Source organism: Bradyrhizobium sp. 186 (assembly GCF_023101685.1).
Classification (GTDB): Bacteria; Pseudomonadota; Alphaproteobacteria; order Rhizobiales; family Xanthobacteraceae; genus Bradyrhizobium.
In genome coordinates this window covers 579137-594619 of the sequence record NZ_CP082164.1, presented here as the reverse complement: position 1 = coordinate 594619, position 15483 = coordinate 579137, and the positions used below count along the sequence as shown (strand labels likewise).

The 15483-nt window shown below is 65.2% G+C and carries 11 protein-coding genes and 1 pseudogene; 6 read left to right on the top strand and 6 right to left on the bottom strand.

Annotated features, from left to right (window positions below):
* The first annotated feature begins 47 nt into the window (after positions 1–47).
* Entirely contained in the window at positions 48–965 is a 918-nt protein-coding gene (locus IVB18_RS02695; protein WP_247987799.1) for a sulfite exporter TauE/SafE family protein, read from the top strand.
* On the top strand, positions 962–1732 hold the full coding sequence (locus IVB18_RS02690; protein WP_247987798.1) for a TIGR02186 family protein: 771 nt from the start codon (positions 962–964) through the stop codon (positions 1730–1732). The genes IVB18_RS02695 and IVB18_RS02690 overlap by 4 nt, the downstream gene beginning before the upstream one ends.
* Positions 1733–1874: 142 nt before the next feature.
* Here the strand turns inward: IVB18_RS02690 and IVB18_RS02685 are convergent, their stop codons facing one another.
* Together IVB18_RS02685 and IVB18_RS02680 are read right to left on the bottom strand one after the other, a co-directional pair.
* Positions 1875–2648, bottom strand: coding sequence for an MBL fold metallo-hydrolase (locus tag IVB18_RS02685; protein WP_247987797.1), 774 nt, complete (start codon positions 2646–2648; stop codon positions 1875–1877).
* Positions 2649–2660: 12 nt separating this feature from the next.
* The gene (locus IVB18_RS02680; protein ID WP_247987796.1) at positions 2661–3572 is read right to left on the bottom strand and encodes a DMT family transporter; all 912 of its coding nucleotides are present in this window, start codon (positions 3570–3572) and stop codon (positions 2661–2663) included.
* A gap of 156 nt (positions 3573–3728) precedes the next feature.
* On the opposite strand from IVB18_RS02680, the pseudogene IVB18_RS02675 reads away from it, so the two are divergent.
* Both IVB18_RS02675 and IVB18_RS02670 read left to right on the top strand, forming a co-directional pair.
* Positions 3729–5482, top strand: a pseudogene (locus IVB18_RS02675) (IS1634 family transposase).
* 144 nt (positions 5483–5626) lie between these two features.
* Positions 5627–6490, top strand: coding sequence for a LysR family transcriptional regulator (locus IVB18_RS02670; RefSeq protein WP_247987795.1), 864 nt, complete (start codon positions 5627–5629; stop codon positions 6488–6490).
* Here the strand turns inward: IVB18_RS02670 and pdeM are convergent.
* From pdeM to IVB18_RS02650, 4 genes are all read right to left on the bottom strand, one after another.
* On the bottom strand, positions 6487–7185 hold the full coding sequence (gene pdeM, locus IVB18_RS02665) for a ligase-associated DNA damage response endonuclease PdeM (protein ID WP_247987794.1): 699 nt from the start codon (positions 7183–7185) through the stop codon (positions 6487–6489). The genes IVB18_RS02670 and pdeM overlap by 4 nt on opposite strands.
* A 116-nt stretch (positions 7186–7301) precedes the next feature.
* Positions 7302–9866: a ligase-associated DNA damage response DEXH box helicase gene (locus tag IVB18_RS02660; RefSeq protein WP_247987793.1), complete on the bottom strand. Its 2565-nt coding sequence runs from the start codon at positions 9864–9866 to the stop codon at positions 7302–7304.
* Positions 9867–10098: 232 nt separating this feature from the next.
* On the bottom strand, positions 10099–11328 hold the full coding sequence (locus tag IVB18_RS02655; RefSeq protein ID WP_247987792.1) for an ABC transporter substrate-binding protein: 1230 nt from the start codon (positions 11326–11328) through the stop codon (positions 10099–10101).
* Positions 11329–11446: 118 nt separating this feature from the next.
* On the bottom strand, positions 11447–12373 hold the full coding sequence (locus IVB18_RS02650) for a methyltransferase domain-containing protein (protein WP_247987791.1): 927 nt from the start codon (positions 12371–12373) through the stop codon (positions 11447–11449).
* 129 nt (positions 12374–12502) lie between these two features.
* Between IVB18_RS02650 and IVB18_RS02645 the strand changes: the two genes are divergently transcribed.
* Entirely contained in the window at positions 12503–13540 is a 1038-nt protein-coding gene (locus IVB18_RS02645) for a ligase-associated DNA damage response exonuclease (RefSeq protein WP_247987790.1), read from the top strand.
* The gene (locus IVB18_RS02640; protein WP_247987789.1) at positions 13537–15426 is read left to right on the top strand and encodes an ATP-dependent DNA ligase; all 1890 of its coding nucleotides are present in this window, start codon (positions 13537–13539) and stop codon (positions 15424–15426) included. Before IVB18_RS02645 ends, IVB18_RS02640 begins: the two co-directional genes overlap by 4 nt.
* Positions 15427–15483 lie beyond the last annotated feature (57 nt).

Genomic DNA, 15483 nt, shown 5'->3' with positions numbered 1-15483 from the left:
GCGAGCATTCCGCGCAATCGATCCGTCTCGCCGGAGCGTGGTGCCTGATGCAGCTCTATCTCCCGATCGCCGATCTTCCGATCAATGTGTTTCTCGTGCTGGCGATGGGCGCCGCGGTCGGCTTCGTCTCCGGCATGTTCGGGATCGGCGGCGGCTTCCTGATGACGCCGCTCCTGATCTTCATCGGCATCACGCCGGCGGTCGCGGTCGCTTCCGTCGCGAGCCACATCGCGGCCTCGTCCTTTTCCGGCGCGCTCTCCTATTGGCGGCGGCGCGCCATCGACCCGGCGCTGGCGAGCGTGTTGCTTTGCGGCGGTGTGACCGGCACCGCGCTCGGGGTGTGGACGTTTACGCAGCTCCGCGCGCTCGGCCAGCTCGACCTGATGATCGCGCTGTCCTACGTGGTGCTGCTCACCACCGTCGGCAGCCTCATGTTCTCGGAAGGCCTGCGCGCGCTGATGCGGACCCGGCGCGGCACCGTTCCGCCACGCCGCACGCACAACTGGATCCACGGCCTGCCGCTGAAAATGCGGTTCAAGCGCTCCAAGATCTATCTGTCGGTGATCCCGGTCGTGATCGTCGGCATAGCGATCGGCTTCATCGGCGCGATCATGGGCATCGGCGGCGGCTTCATCCTGGTGCCGATCATGATCTATCTGCTGCGGGTGCCGACCTCGATGGTGATCGGGACCTCGATGGTCCTCACGCTCGTCACCATGCTGTTCGCCACCATGCTGCATGCAGTGACCAATCATCTGGTCGATGCGGTGCTGGCGCTGATCCTGATGGTCGGCGGCGTCACCGGCGCGCAGTTCGGCGCGCGCGCGGGCCAAAAGATCCGCGGCGAGCAGTTGCGGCTGCTGCTCGGGCTCTTGATCCTCGCGGTCGGCATCCGCTTCGCGGTCGAGCTCGTGATCCGTCCCGAGGACCTCTTCACCATCCGCGAGCTGGGGGTGAGCGGATGACGCGCGCGCTTCTCACAGCTCTTCTCCTGCTGTTGCTCAGCGGCGCCGCGCGGGCCGAGCGGCTGATCGTGTCCGTCTCCAATCACCGCGTCACGGTGACGCCGAACTATTCCGGCGAGGAGCTGGTGCTGTTCGGCTCGGTCGAGAAGGACGCGGCCACGCCCGCCGATCACACGACTTACGATCTCGTCGTCACCGTGATCGGCCCGCGCGCCGACATGGTGACGCGGCGCAAGGAGCGCACTTTCGGCATCTGGATCAACACCGACTACCGGCAGTTTCTCCAGGTGCCGAGCTATCTGGCGCTGTTCGCCAACCGCTCGTTCGAGGCGATCACTTCGCCCGAGATCGCGCGTCGGCAGCAGATCGGGCTCAACAACGTCCTCTTGATGCAGCGGGTCAGCGGCGACTATGCCGACGTGGTGCCGAACGACGCTTTCCGCTCGGCCTTCATCCGCCTGCGCACGCAGCGCGGGCTCTATCGCGAGGATGCCGCTGCTGTGACGTTCCTGACGCCGACGCTGTTCCGCACCGGCATTCCGCTGCCGGCGGAGGTGCCGATCGGGACCTACGAGGTCGAGATCAAATTGTTCGCGAACGGCGCGTTCATCGGCAAGACAGAGACGGCGTTCGAGATCGTCAAGGTCGGCTTCGAGCAGTTCGTCGCGACAAATGCGCGGCAGAACGGGCTCATCTACGGCCTCGTCACCGCAGCGATGGCGCTGATGACGGGCTGGATGGCCTCGATCGTATTTCGGAAGGATTGAGGCGGCGGGGCACGCAAACTGCCACCACGCCGTCATGCCCGGGCCTGTCCCGGGCATCCACGTTCGTACGCGCAGCAACAAAGACGTGGGTGGCCGGGTCAAGCCCGGCCATGACGAGGAGGAGAGAGCGTGCGACGCCACATCACGGCGCCTCCACCACCGTCGGCACCCCCGGCTCCAGCAATCGCAGCCGCGTCCCAAAGCCCAGCACGTCGAACGTCTTGCGCAGATCCTCGCCATTCTGGCGGAAGTGCGCCCACCCCTCCGTGTGAACCGGCACGATCACCGCATCGGGAAAGGCGCGCGCGGTCTCTATGGTGTCGTTGGTGTCCATGGTGAGATGGAACGGCCCGCGCGTCTGCGCGGCGCCGGCAAAGGGCAGCACCACGCCGCACTTGAAGCGGCGCGCGACCTCTGCGACGCCGTCGAACCAGGTGGTGTCGCCGCTGATATAAACCGAGCCTGTATCCTTCCGGCTCGACGACACCACGAAGCCGATGACGTCGCCTGACAGCGGCTCGATGCCGGCCGGGCCATGGCGCGCAGGCGTCGCGGTGATCGTCAGCGAATTGCCGTCGCGATCCCTGAGGTGCGCGGTGCCCCACGGCGCAAGGCCCTCGACATGCCCGCCGAGGCGCCCTGCGCCGGCCTCGGTCGTCAGCACGCGCTTCGCATGTTTGAGAAATTCGCGGCCGGAATTGTCGAGATTGTCCGAATGCTGGTCGTGACTGAGCAGGACCGCATCGATCGGCCCGATCGCCTCGGCGGTCAGCGCCGGCCCGACCGTCTTCTCCAGCTTCACGTGCGGCAGTTGATAAGCGCCGGGCGCATCGAAGGTCGGATCGGTGAGCAGGCGAAAGCCATCGATCTCGATCAGCGCAGTGGGGCCACCGACCAGGGTGATGGAAATGGGCATGACGAACCTTCCTTACGATGCTGGCTTTGCGGGCCGCGTCACCAGATAGATGCCGAGCGCGACCGGGATAATGCCGAGCAGGTCGCGCGCCTCGACATGCTCGCCGAGTACGATGAAGGCGAACACCATGCCGAGCGGCGGCATCAGGAAATGATAGGCGCTCGCAGCCGTTGCGCCACACACTTTCAGGAGATGAAACCAGAGCCAGTAGGCGAGGATCGAGCCGCCAAGCACCAGGAATGCGAAGGCCCCGATCAGGCTCGCCGTAAAATCGATCGCGTGGACGTCGGCGAAGGTGAGCGCGACCGGCGTCAGCACGATGCCGGCGGCGAGATTCTGGACGCCGTTGCCGATCCACAGGCTTCCCTTCGGCGCGAGCAGCTTGAACAGAATCGTGCCGGCGACGATGGAGGCCAGCGAGGCCAGCGTGAAGACGATGCCGTACGAGGAGTCGGTACCGACCGACAGCCGGTGCCAGACGATCGCCGTCACGCCGATGATGCCGAGCAGGAGGCCGCTCGCCTTGCGCAAGGTCATGCCTTCGCCGAGCAGCAGCGCGGCGAGCGCCGCCGTGAACACTGGATTGGCCGACACGATCAGCCCGCCGAGGCCGGCAGAGACCGATTGCAGGCCGGTATAGCCAAGCCCGAGATAAAGCGCGTTGTTGGCGATGCCGAGCACGGCGAAGATCGCAGCGTCGCGCCATGACAGCGACCAGCTATCGCCGCGGATCAGCGTAGCACTGATGATCAAAATGCCGGCGAGCGAGAAGCGCGCGGCAAGCAGGATCAGCGGCGGACAATGGGTCACGCCGATCTTGCCGGCGACGAAGGCGTAGCTCCAGAGCAGGCAGAACAGGCCGATCGCGAGCGGCAGCGTATTGAAGCGGCTGCGGGGCACGGCAAGCGAGGGGGCGAGCGACATATGGACATTCTCCTGAACCGTCGATCTAGGCCGAAGTTTGCGCTTGGTTTGACCTGAAAGACGAATCCTTTCGGGCGGATGGGCGGAGAGTAGTTTGCAGTTTGTATCCATGTAACGGGGATTCCCAAATCAGTCGAGATGTGATTCGATTTGGGAATGTTCATCGAGACGATTCCCAATCGAGGCTCGCCGCCTGCGGTGCTGTTGCGGGAGGCGTATCGCGACGAGCATGGCCGCGCGCAGAAGCGGACCTTGGCCAATCTGAGCAAGCTGCCGGTGGATTTGATTGGCGGACTGAAGGCTCTGCTCAAGGGCGGCACGGTGATTGGCACCGGACCGGACGAGATTCAAATCGAGCGCTCACTGCCTCACGGCCATGTTGCAGCGGCGCTCGGGACGATCCGCAGAATTGCACTGGATCGGCTGATTTTAAGCACGACGAAGGATGAGGCATCGCGACGCCATTACTGGTAGCCATGATCGTTGATCGGTTGATTGCGCCACGCTCGAAGCTTGGCTTTGTACGGGCGGTGGATCAGGAGACGGCAATCTCCAGCCTCGGATCGGTTCTGCGCCTGGGCAAGGTGAAGGAGCGCGAGGCCTATGAGGCGCTCGATTGGCTGGTCGAGCGCCAGGCGCGGATCGAGACCGGCTTGGCGCGGCGACATCTCCAGGACGGCGTGCTGGTGCTCTACGACGTCAGCTCGTCCTACTTTGAGGGCCGCTGCTGTCCGCTGGCGCGCTATGGCCATAGCCGCGATCACCGGGGCGACCGGCCGCAGATTGTCTACGGGCTGCTCTGTACGCGTGAGGGGCTGCCGATTGCGGTTGAAGTCTTCGACGGCAACACGGCCGATCCGAAGACGCTGAGTTCTCAAGTCCAAAAGATCAAGGATCGCTTCGGGATCAGCCGTATGGTGTTGGTCGGGGATCGGGGAATGATCACCTCGGCACGCATCCGCGATGATCTCAAGCCGGCGGGCGTCGATTGGATCACCTGCCTGCGCGCGCCGGCGATCCAGGCTTTGGCGGCGGAGAACGGGCCGCTGCAGCTGTCGCTGTTCGATGACCGCGATCTCGCCGAAATCAGCGCCCCTGACCTGTTCCCAGGCGAGCGGCTGATCGTCTGTCGCAATCGCGATCTGGCAGCCGAACGAGCGCGCAAACGCGAGGATCTGCTGGCCGCGACCGAGCACGAACTTGCCCGCGTTCAAGCGCAGGTCCAGCGCAAACACTCTGCGTTGCGCAGTTCCGCCCAGATCGGCATCGCGGTTGGTGCGGTTTTGGACCGCAAGAAGATGGCCAAGCACTTCGACGTCGAAGTGGCCGATGGCTATCTCTCATGGCAGCGACGGATCGAGCAGATCGAGGAAGAGGCTCGCCTCGACGGCATCTACGTCATCCGAACCAGCATACCCGCTGGGCATCTCGACGCTGCAGAGGCGGTTCAGGCCTACAAGGACCTGTCGCGAGTCGAACGCAGCTTCCGGTCCATGAAAACCATCGATCTCGAAATACGGCCGATCCGCCACTGGACGGCACAGCACGTGCGGGCCCATGTCTTCCTGTGCATGCTGGCCTATCACGTCGAATGGCACCTGCGAGAAGCCTTGGCGCCGCTGTTGTTCCACGACACCGACCTTGAGGCCGCCCGGGGAGAACGGACCTCTCCCGTCGCCAAGACCGAACCATCTGAGGCGGCGAAGGCCAAGAAGGCAACAAAGCGATCAGCCGACGGCCATCACGTCATGAGCTTCGATGCGCTCATCGCCCATCTCGGCACGCTGGTCCGAAACACGATGCGCGTGCCCCTTCACACCAAGCATCGCTTCATGCTCCATTCCACACCAACCTCCGTCCAGGAGGCCGCGTTCAAGCTGCTCGATCTTGACCCGCTGCGTGTCCAGTAATTGAAAACACCGACCGTCAACTTATCGAGTCGGATCAATCCCTTGCACACTTCCCAAGCGAAAACTTCGGTCTAGGGACCCGGCTTGTCATTTGGAAATTGAATGATTAACTGTCGATCAGTGGATTTTCGAATGGAGGCAGTCATGCTCGATCTCGAGCTCCTGCGCAGCTTCGTCTCGGTGGTCGATGCCGGCGGCTTCACCCGCGCCGGCGAGCGCGTCCACCGCACGCAATCGACGGTCAGCCAGCAGATCAAGCGGCTGGAGGAAGACGTCGGCCAGGTGCTGCTGCATCGCGACGGCAAGGACGTGCGTCCGACAGAAGCCGGCGAGCGACTGCTCTCCTACGCGCGGCGGCTGCTCTCGCTCGCCGAGGAGGCGCGCGACGTGCTGCGCCAGCCCGGCAGCGAAGGCGCGATCCGACTCGGCATTCCCGAGGATTTCGCGGCCTATCGTCTGGCGAAGCTGCTGGGCGCGTTTTCGCGCTCGTATCCGGGCCTGCGGCTCGATGTACGCGCCGACCAGAGCAAGAATCTGTCCCGCGATCTCGAACGCGGCGAACTCGATCTCGCGTTGTACAAGCGCGAGGCCGGCGAGAAGGGCGCGATCGCGGTGTGGCCGGAGCGCGTGCACTGGGTCACCAGCAAGAGCCATCCGATTCACGCGGACGCCGCCTCCGTGCCGCTGATCGGCTTCCCGCTCGGCTGCCTCTACCGCGCCGGCGCCATCCACGCGCTGGAAAGCGCAGGCCGGCCCTGGCACATGGCCTACACCTCATCGAGCCTCGCCGGCATCCAGGCCGCGGTCGCGGCCGGCATGGGCCTGAGCATCCTGTCGGAGATGGCGATCCAGACCGATCACTGCGTCCTGACCGGCAAGGACGGTTTTGCGCCGATCAACCGGACCGAGGTGGCGTTGATGGCTTCGCCTGGCGCGAGTCCCGCGACGTTGCGGCTCGCGGATCGGCTGGCGGAGTTTTGCGATAACGTTCAGGCGAAGGCGGCTTAAGAACACCGCGATGCGGCGATGGCGTGGACGCGGCGGTCGCCGAGCAAATGCGCGACAAAACCGTTCTTCGGAAAGATCTTTGCGAACGCCGCGTCGCGGATGCTGAGGCCGCCGGCATAGGCACCGAAGGCGGGCATCACGGCGCGCTCGCCGTCACAGGCGAAGCAGCGGCGCTCCATCGAGCGGCCGCGCGTGGAAACGCGCGCTTTGGGATGCAGATGGCCGGCGATCTCGCCGCGGGCGCCGGTCGGCTCATGGCGGAAGGTGATCGGGCCGATCGCGACCTCGTCCGCGACGGTTCCGCCGAGATCGCGCGGCAGCGCCGGATCGTGATTGCCGGAGATCCAGATCCAGTCGCGGCCGGTCTGCAATGCGGCCACAGTGTCGCGATCCTCCGCCGTCAGGCGTCCATGCGCGGCGCGATCGTGAAAACTGTCGCCGAGTGCGATGACGATTCGCGGATCATGGCGGGAGATGACAGCAGCGAGTCGGCCGAGCGTCGCGACCGTATCGTAAGGCGGCAGCAGCACGCCGCGCGTGGCGTAACTGGAACCCTTTTCCAGATGCAGGTCGGAGACGACAAGCAAGCGCTGCTCTTCCCAGAACAGCGCGCCGGAGAGATCGGCGTGGAACGACACGCTGGCGACATCCAGCGTGCGCGTTGAAGAAATCGATAGCGCCACCTGCTCCGTCATGGCCGGCCTTGTCCCGGCCATCCACGTTCTTGCCGCGGAGACAAAGACGTGGATGCCCGGGTCAAGCCCGGGCATGACGGTGCGGATGGATCAGCGTGCCTCACTGGCAAAATTCTCTACGACATCGCCTCTTTGACGAGCTCATCGGCGGCCTCCGCCAACAGCTCGTCACCAGCTTCGCCATAAACTGACTCGCGGCCGATTTCCAGCATCACGGGGACGGCGAGCGGGGAGACGCGGTCGAGTTCCCGGTGCGTGATCCGGCCCTGGATGCGGGTGAGCATGTCGCTGAGCCGGCGCAGATCGAGCAGGCCCGTGGCCGCATCGGCGCGCGCGGCACGCAACAGCACGTGATCGGCCTGGTGCTTGCGCAGGACGTCGTAGACGAGATCGGTCGAGAACAGCACCTGGCGGCGGCTTTTTTCCTCGCCGGTATGGCGGCGCGCGATCAGGCCGGAGATGATCGCGCAGTTCCGGAACGTCCGCTTCATCAGCGCGGATTCGGCGAGCCAGGCTTCGAGGTCGTCGCCGAGCATGTCGGGGTCGAACAGCGCGTCGAGGTCGAGCTTCCCGTTCCGGATCATGAAGGACATGTCGCCAAGCGCCCAGACCGCGATCGCATATTCGTTGGCGACGAAACCGAGCGGCCGGGCGCGGGCGCGCTCCAGCCGGCGCGTCAGTAGCATGCCGAGCGTCTGATGCGCGAGACGCCCCTCAAAGGGATAGCAGACGAGATAATGCTTGTTGGCGCGGGGAAAACTCTCGACCAGCAGCTCGCGCACCGCGGGCACGAGCGAGACATCTTTTTGCAGCGACAGCCAGTCGCGCACCTGCTCAGGCAAGGCACCCCACGCGCGACCGTCATCGAGCAGGCGGCGCACGCGCTCGGCGAGATAGGTCGAGAGCGGAAACTTGCCGCCCATGTAGGACGGCACTTTCGGATCCTTGTCGTTGGCACGCGAGACATAGACCTGGTCCTCGACCAGGGTCTCGTAGCGCACCACCTCGCCGCTGAACACGAAGGTGTCGGCCGGGCTCAAGCCCTCGATGAAGGCTTCCTCGATCTCGCCGAGCAGTCTGCCGCCACGTGCGATCACCCCTGTCGAGCCCGCACCGCCGCCGCGCGAGCGCACCAGCCGCACCTTCAGCATGTCGTCCTCGACGATGGTGCCGACATTCATCCGGTAGCTCTGCCGCACTTTTGGATTGGCGACACGCCAGCGGCCCTGCTTGTCCTGCTTGATGCGGGCGAAGCGCTCGTAGGTCTTCAGCGCGTAGCCGCCGGTAGCAACGAAATCGACGGCGTCGTCGAAATCCTGTCGCGTGAGACCCGCGTAGGGCGCGGCGGTGCGCACCTCGTCATAGAGCTCGTCAGAGAGAAACGGCTCGCCGCAGGCACAGCCGAGCACGTGCTGCGCCAGCACGTCGAGTGCGCCGGTGCGCAAGGGCGGCGTGTCCTGCGCGTTCTCGGCGATGGCGTCGATCGCGACGCGGCACTCCAGCACCTCGAAACGGTTCGCCGGCACCAGCACCGCGCGCGAGGCCTCGTCGAGGCGGTGGTTGGCGCGGCCGATGCGCTGCATCAGGCGTGACGATCCCTTGGGCGCGCCGATGTTGACGACGAGATCGACGTCGCCCCAGTCGACGCCGAGGTCGAGCGAGGAGGTGCAGACCACGCCGCGCAGTTTGCCGGCCGACATCGCGTCCTCGACCTTGCGGCGCTGCGCGACGTCGAGCGAGCCGTGATGCAGCGCGATCGCGAGGTTGTCGTCGTTCATGCGCCAGAGATCCTGAAACAGCATCTCGGCCTGGCTGCGGGTGTTGACGAAGACCAGCGTGGTCTTGTTCGCCTTGATCAGCTGGTAGATTTCGGGAAGCGCATGGCGCGCGCTGTGGCCGGCCCAGGGCAGCCGCTCGCGCGTGTCGAGCATCTCGACCAGCGGCGGCGCCGCGCCGCCAGCGATGACGATGTCGGCGGCTTCAGGTTTGCCGGTGGGTTGCGGCACCAGGAAGCGAGCCAGCGATTCCGGCTCGGCCACCGTCGCCGACAGGCCGATCGCGCGCAGTTGCGGTGCCAGCCGCCACAGCCGGGCCAGCCCAAGCGACAGCAGATCGCCGCGCTTGGACGTCACCAACGCATGCAGCTCGTCGAGCACGATGCGCTTCAGTGAGGAGAACAGGAACGGCGCGTCGTCGGAGGAGAGCAGCAGCGCGACCTGCTCGGGCGTGGTCAGCAGGATGTCCGGCGGATAGCGGCGCTGTCGCTGCCGCCGCGACACCGGTGTATCGCCGGTGCGGGTCTCGATCTTGATCGGCAGCCCCATCTCGGCGACAGGTCGCTCGAGGTTGCGCGCGATGTCGACGGCAAGCGCTTTCAGCGGCGAGATGTAGAGGGTGTGCAGGCCGCCGCTGCGCTGCAGGGCGCGGCCTGTGGAAACCACGGATTTCGCTGGAGCTGCGGTCGCAGAACTCAGCTCCACCAGCGTCGGCAGAAATCCCGCCAGCGTCTTGCCGGCGCCGGTCGGCGCGACCAGCAGCGCGGAACGACCCTCGCGCGCCTTTTCCAGCAGCGCCAATTGATGCTCGCGCGGCGACCAACCGCGGGCCGCGAACCACTTTTGGAAGCGGTCGGGCAGCAGCGCGGCCGGCTCGGCCGATATTTTGAGGATGCGGGGCGGCACGGCATGACAGGTAAGCCGTGGGGACGGGTTCGTCGAGGGGTTGGGGCTTCTGTGAATCGCGAAACGCCGCTGTCCCCTCTCGCCTTGTGGGAGAGGGTGGATCGCCGCGCAGCCGCGAGACGGATGAGGGGTCCTCTCCGCGAGTTATTCTCTTTCGAATTCGCGGAGAGGACCCCTCATCCGGCGCTTCGCGCCACCTTCTCCCACAAGGGGAGAAGGGAAGAGAGCAGCGTCACTCCGTCATCGGCTTGTCGGAGATGTCCCAATCCTTGCCGCTGAAGGTTGAGATGAAGAGCGTCTTCATCGGCGTGTAGTCGTCGGGCGTGTAGCTGTAGTTCACGCCGTCGAGGAAGTAGGGCGAGTGGAAGCCGTTGAGATTCGACGCCTGCTTCAGCACGTTGGCGCGGGTGAGATCGTCGCCGCAGCGGCGCAGGATCTCACCCATGGTCACGGCCTGGCCGTAGCCGGCAAAGGCGATGGTGTTGTCGGGGTCGATGCTGGGCATGTACTTCTTGCGCAGCTCCTCGAACGCCATCACGTCGGGATCCTTCTCCCATTTGGGCAGGCCGACTTCCTTGTTGTAGCGGATGGCGACGATGCCGGCGGCGTTCTCTAGGCCCGCAGCGTTGAGGATCGAGCGTCCGGTCGAGCCGGCCGACAGCAGCTGAAGCGGCTTCCAGCCGAGCTCGGCCACTTTCCGGATCGACTGCGACGACGCCTTGCCGGTGGAGATGTTGTAGAAGACGTCCGCGCCCGACTTCGAGAGGTTGATGAGCTGGGAATCGACGGTCGGATCGGTCAGATCGTAGGTCTGCTCCATGATCACCTGCGCGGTACCGCCGGCATCCGCCAGCACCTTCTTGAACGGACCGAGGAAGTCACGGCCGAAATCGTCGTTCTGGTAGAGGATGCCGACCTTGGCGTTCGGCTTCACGCCGACGACGTGCCGCGCCAGGATGCGCGCCTCGGTCGGATAGAGCGGCAGGCCCGCCATCGTCCACTTGAACTCTTTCGGATTGTTCCACTTCGACGCACCGGTGTTGAGCAGGAGCTGCGGCACGCCCTTGGAGTTGAGATATTTGTGCACGGAGGTCTGCGGCGCGGTGCCGAGCGAACCGTACAGCGCCAGCACCTCTTCCTGCTCCACGAGGCGCCGCGTTGCCTCGACGCATTTCGGCGCGCTGTAGGCATCGTCCATGGTGAGAAACTTGACCTTGCGCCCGTTGATGCCGCCCTTCTCGTTCAGCATCTGGAAATAGGCTTCGCCGATGCGGCCCAACACGCCATAGAGCGAGCCGGGACCGGAATGCGGCACGGTCTGCCCGATCTTGATCTCGGTATCGCTGGCGCCCGCATCGTATTTCTTCTCCGCGGCCCAGACATAAGGCGCAGGCAAAGTGGATGCGGCGATGGTGGCGAGCGCGGCGGCGCTGAAATCACGCCGCGATGGATTCTTCGTCATTGCTTTTGTTTCTCCCTGGCGCGCGCATTGTGCTGGTATCGCAGCACGTGTCGCAAGTAGGAAGTCGCCGCTTTGCGACGCAATGACGCTCAAATCGCGTCGCGTATAGCGCCTAGACTCAAGTTTTCTCGGCGACGACGACGAGGCCGCGCACCGGCTCGTTGTTCTCGATCCGTGGAGAGGCGGACTCCAGAGTCAAGAGCTTGAGCCCGGCCCGGACAATCGCACCGCGCGCATATTCCGCGGAATGGGCATAACGCAGCCCCTCGCCGAGAATGACGCCACTGCCGTCATGCGTCTCCAGCGTGAACGCAAGCACGCCACTGGGCGCGAGCACGCGCCTGGCTTCGCTCAGCACCGGCGCGAGATCGGACAGATAGACGAACGCATCCGCGGCTACGACGAGGTTCGCGCTCGCATCGCTCTTGCCGCGGAGGCCCTCGATCATGTCGGCGACTTCGAGCTCGGCATAGAGATTGGTGGCACGCGCCTCCTTGATCATGCCGGGCGACAGATCAATGCCGATGAAATGATCGACCTGTTTTGCGAAGGCGACGGCCGCAAGGCCCGTGCCGCAGCCGAGATCGATGGCGCGCTTGAACAAGGCAGGCTTCTTCGCGGGGACGCGCGCGGCAATCACCGCCTTGAAGATCAGCGACGGCGCGCGATAATCGAGATCGTTGACCAGCACGTGCTCGAAGCGCGGCGCATATTGATCGAACAACGCCTGCACATATGCCTTTGGCATTTCGGACAATCGCTCGTCGCCGAGGCGTATCAAATGCAGGTGGGCGCCGTGCTGATCGCTCGCATCGGACTCGCGCGATTTTCGGAAGGCCGCGATGGCCTTGTCGCGCTCGCCGAGCTGCGCGCGAATTTCGCCGAGCGTGAACCAGGCCGAGATGAAGTTCGGCGCAAGCTCGATCGCCTGCTCCAGCAGGTCGGCCGCGGCAGGCAGATCGCCCTTGAGCTGGAGGTCGCGCGCGAACTCGAAACGGCGGTCGGCCATCAGATCGCCGGAGGACTGGAATAGGCGCAGGGGCATGGAACTCGGCTCGTCACTGCCGGGGGCCCGGCAATCCCATCAAAAAAAGAACTCTTTAAGAAGATGGATGCGCGGGTCAAGCCCGCGCATGACGGGTGAATTCGCGCCTCTGCTGCCTATATGATGCGCATGCGTCCGCAAGACATCCTGCTGCCCGTTGCCGCCGGCCTGTGCTGCAAGCCCGGCGGCTTCCATATCGACCCGGTGCGCCCGGTCGAGCGGGCCGTGATCACCCACGGCCATTCCGACCATGCCCGCGCCGGCCATGGCGCGGTGCTGGCGACGCAGGAAACGCTGGACATGATGCGGCTGCGCTATGGCGAGAATTTTGCCGGCTCGACGCAAGCGATCCGCTATGGCGAGGAGATTCGGCTCGGCGACGTCAGCGTGAAATTTCACCCGGCCGGCCATGTGCTCGGTTCGGCCCAGGTCGCGGTGACCTGCAAGGATACCTGCATCGTCGCCTCCGGCGACTACAAGGACGCGCCCGACCCGACCTGCACGCCGTTCGAGCTCGTGCCCTGCGACGTCTTCATCACCGAGGCAACCTTCGGACTGCCGGTCTTTCGCCACGGCGATGCGGCCGATGAGGTGAAGAAGCTGCTGGCCTCCGTCGCGCTGTTTCCCGAGCGCGCGCACCTCGTCGGCGCCTATTCGCTCGGCAAGGCGCAGCGCCTGATCGCGCTGTTGCGGCAGGCCGGCTACGGCGCGCCGATCTACGTGCATGGCGCGATGGAAAAGATCACGCACTACTACCAGAGCCGCGGGATCGAGCTCGGCGAGCTGCGGCCGGTGAAGGGCGTGAAAAAGGCCGCGCTCGCCGGCACCATCACGCTGGCCCCGCCCTCGGCGACATCAGATCTCTGGACAAGGCGGTTTCCCGATCCCGTCACCGCCTTCGCCTCGGGCTGGATGCGCGTGCGCGCGCGTGCATGGCAGCGGGGCATCGAGCTGCCGCTGGTGATTTCCGACCATGCCGATTGGGACGGCCTCACCGCGACCATCGCCGCGACCGGCGCCCGCGAGATCTGGGTTACCCACGGCCAGGAAGACGCGCTGGTACATTGGTGCAAAAGCAAAGGCCTGAAGGCGCAGCCGCTCGATCTCGTTGGCTATGGCGACGAAGAGGAGAGCGAGGCGCCGCTCGCTGATGAGGCCGAAGCATGAACCGCTTCGCCGAACTGCTCGACCGCCTCGCCTACGAGCCGGGCCGCAACAACAAGCTGCGGCTGATCACGCGCTATTTTCGCGAGGCCGGCGATCCCGATCGTGGCTATGCACTGGCGGCGCTGACCGGCGCGCTGAGCTTCAAGCATGCCAAGCCCGCGCTGATCCGCGACCTGATAGCGGCGCGCACCGACCCGGTGCTGTTCGAGCTGTCCTATGACTACGTCGGCGATCTCTCGGAGACGGTGGCGCTGATGTGGCCGAAGCGGGTGCTCGATAACGATGAGTCTTTTCCGGGCTACTCCCCTCCCCCGCCCTCCCCCGCAAGGGGGGAGGGAGCGCAGCGCGATGCTGGGCGACGTACGAACAAAGCAACTGACAACGATTTCGGAAGTGACGGACGCACGCGACTCTCCGTTCCCTCCCCCCTTGCGGGGGAGGGTCAGGGAGGGGGGTACTCCGGGCGAGATGCCGATGAGTCCCACCCGCGCGATCACAACAACCCGCCACCTCCAACACTCACCGAAGTCGTCACCACACTGCGCACGCTCGGCAAGACCGAGCTGCCAAAGCAGCTCGAGCGCTGGCTCGACGAGCTCGACGAAGCCGGCCGCTGGGCGCTGTTGAAACTCGTCACCGGGAGCTTGCGCATCGGCATCTCCGCGCGCTTGGCAAAAACCGCCGCGGCCGCGCTCGGCGACAAGGATCCGCATGAGGTCGAGTTGATCTGGCCCGGTCTCGCGCCGCCCTACCTCGAGCTGTTCGCCTGGCTCGAAGGCCGCGACGAAAAGCCCGTTAATCGCGATCCCGCGCCGTTCCGCCCGGTGATGCTGGCGCATGCGATCGAGGAGACCGATTTTACCGCGCTCGATCCCGCCGACTACATCGCCGAGTGGAAATGGGACGGCATCCGCGTGCAGGCGGTCGCAGGCCGCGACGAGCACGGCCATATCACCGCGCGGCTCTATTCGCGCACCGGCGAGGACATCACGGGGAGCTTTCCCGACCTCACGCCGTCGTTGCGCCTGCCCGGCGCGATCGACGGTGAGCTCCTGATCCTGCGTGATAGCCGCGTGCAGAGCTTCAATGTTCTGCAACAGCGGCTCAACCGCAAGGTCGTGTCGCCCAAGCTGATCAAAGAGTTTCCGATCCATCTGCGCGCCTACGACCTGCTCGGCGACGACGAGAACGATCTGCGCGAACTGCCCTTCGCCGAGCGGCGCGAACGGCTGGAGACATTCGTCAAGAAGCTCGACGATCCCCGCATTGATCTCTCGCCCACAGTCCCCTTCGCAAGTTGGGACGCACTCACGGCCGCGCGCGCTGATCCGGCGAGCGCGGGCGCAGGTGAGGACGCCGACGCCGTCGAAGGCGTGATGCTGAAGCGGCGCGACGCGCCCTATCTGCCCGGACGGCCGAAGGGACAGTGGTGGAAATGGAAGCGCGATCCCCACATCATCGACGCCGTGCTGATGTATGCGCAGCGCGGCCACGGCAAGCGCTCGTCCTATTATTCCGACTACACCTTTGGCGTCTGGACCGGCGACGAGCTGGTGCCGGTCGGCAAGGCCTATTTCGGCTTCACTGACGAGGAGCTGCTCCAGATCGATCGCTTCGTCCGCCGCAACACCACGGAAAAGTTCGGCCCCGTCCGCCATGTCGTGCACGAGGCGGACAAGGGGCTGGTGCTGGAGGTCGCCTTCGAGGGCCTTCAGCGCTCGCCCCGGCACAAATCCGGCATCGCCATGCGCTTTCCCCGCATCAGCCGGCTGCGCTGGGACAAGCCGCCGCGAGAGGCCGACCGGCTGGAAACGCTGGAAAAGATGCTGAAGACGGACGAATCCCTACCAACAATTAAGATTGCGGCGACTGCGGATGGCCATTGACGGCGGAATGCGGGTTCCCCATGTGCCCCGCCGTGACCTATAATCGGGGCTACCCCC

Coding starts and splice junctions, on each gene's coding strand:
- IVB18_RS02695 (WP_247987799.1), top strand. CDS start 48: ATGCAGCTCTATCTCCCGATCGCCGATCTTCCGATCAATGTGTTTCTC.
- IVB18_RS02690 (WP_247987798.1), top strand. CDS start 962: ATGACGCGCGCGCTTCTCACAGCTCTTCTCCTGCTGTTGCTCAGCGGC.
- IVB18_RS02685 (WP_247987797.1), bottom strand. CDS start 2,648: ATGCCCATTTCCATCACCCTGGTCGGTGGCCCCACTGCGCTGATCGAG.
- IVB18_RS02680 (WP_247987796.1), bottom strand. CDS start 3,572: ATGTCGCTCGCCCCCTCGCTTGCCGTGCCCCGCAGCCGCTTCAATACG.
- IVB18_RS02670 (WP_247987795.1), top strand. CDS start 5,627: ATGCTCGATCTCGAGCTCCTGCGCAGCTTCGTCTCGGTGGTCGATGCC.
- pdeM (WP_247987794.1), bottom strand. CDS start 7,185: ATGACGGAGCAGGTGGCGCTATCGATTTCTTCAACGCGCACGCTGGAT.
- IVB18_RS02655 (WP_247987792.1), bottom strand. CDS start 11,328: ATGACGAAGAATCCATCGCGGCGTGATTTCAGCGCCGCCGCGCTCGCC.
- IVB18_RS02650 (WP_247987791.1), bottom strand. CDS start 12,373: ATGCCCCTGCGCCTATTCCAGTCCTCCGGCGATCTGATGGCCGACCGC.
- IVB18_RS02645 (WP_247987790.1), top strand. CDS start 12,503: ATGCGTCCGCAAGACATCCTGCTGCCCGTTGCCGCCGGCCTGTGCTGC.
- IVB18_RS02640 (WP_247987789.1), top strand. CDS start 13,537: ATGAACCGCTTCGCCGAACTGCTCGACCGCCTCGCCTACGAGCCGGGC.